The organism is Phyllobacterium sp. P5_D12, from assembly GCF_054049495.1.
Map to the genome: position 1 here is coordinate 1 of NZ_JBFUMG010000828.1, position 1,470 is coordinate 1,470.

Annotated in this window: 1 pseudogene; it reads left to right on the forward strand. The window is 57.6% G+C overall.

The features are described from left to right. Nucleotides 1-124 precede the first annotated feature (124 nt). A pseudogene (locus ACXJ5O_RS26815) lies at nt 125-1,470 on the forward strand (hypothetical protein); the annotation flags it as partial.

Genomic DNA, 1,470 nt, shown 5'->3' on the forward strand with positions numbered 1-1,470 from the left:
CACAGCAACTAAAAGAAGAATCCATTAATCACACTATTCTGTTATCTCAACCGAAGGTTGCGGATGCCTTCGAATCGCGTGTAGTACTTTTGGACTAGTCGGGGCAGATCATTCGGGGGCGATTATGAGCGGCAAAGCCGTTGGAATTCTATTCACCAGCAAGGAAAAACTGCTGGCGGGAGCCTGCTCGGTCGCACTGGCGATTGGCTGCCTGCTGCCGTCACCGGCATCGGCTAGAACCTATCTCGTCGCCAATGACACCCAACTGCGCCAAGCTATCACTGACGCGAATGTGGATGGGGATACTACCGCGACGATTTTGCTGAGCAATGATTTTGCAGTGACAGGGGGCTTCCTTCCCATCCCCTCCAAGGCGATGACAATTGACACACATGGCTTTACCCTTACGGGTGGAGCTGGCTTGTCAAATAATAGCGGCACCGCCTTGACGTTTGTAGGCACGGTCACCGGTGCCAATGCCAGTCCGGCGGCTAACGCCGCCGGTGGTATCGGCCTGTCCCTGAATTTTGCCGCCTCGGCAATCAACAATGGGTCGATTACTGGCGGTAACGGCGGCGGAGCAGGAGGTACTGGTGGTTTAGGCACTCAGCTGCAAAATTCTTCGAATTTGGTCAACAATGGCACAATCACCGGCGGAACCGGAATTGTAAACGTCGGGGGAACGGGCGCCAGAGTCGGTTCAGGCTCGACACTAACCAACAACAGCCTCATTCAGGGAGGAGACAGCCAGACTGCAAGTGGGGGCATTGGCGTCGATATAGGCACTCCGTCTGGCAACAACACGCTGGTCAACCACGGAACGATCCGCGGTGGCTCAGGACCAGTCAACGGCGGATTAACTGATGCCGCTGGAGTCCTTTTCCGGGTTGGAACCAACCCGCTTGTTAATACCGGAACGATTGAAGGAGGGACCGGAGGGGTTGGGATTGCTGTCAGCGGCAACACAGTTGGACTAAATCTTGTTAACAGCGGCACGATCCGGGCAGGCGCCGGCCAGGCCGCCGCGATCCGATGGAATGTACCCCCGACGACAGGCACAATCACACTCGAGCTGCAGGCAGGTTCTGTGATCGAAGGCAATGTGCTCGCCAATGCCACGTCGGCGGGCGACATCTTCCGCCTCGGTGGCACCAGCAACGACATCTTCGACGTTTCCGCTATCGGCCCGCAATACCAGAACTTCGATACCTTCGAGAAGACCGGCGCCAGCACTTGGGCACTAACCGGCACCGGCACGGCCACCACGAACTGGGATATCCAGGACGGCACCCTGCAGCTTGGCAATGGCGGCACGAGCGGCAGCGTCATCGGTAATCTCACCACCGCCAGTGCCGGGACGCTCGCCTTCAACCGCTCAGACACATTCAGCTTCGATAATCTCGTTCTCGGCACTGGCACGATCAGCCAGGTGGGTACCGGCACGACGATCATGACCGCCGACAATTCCGC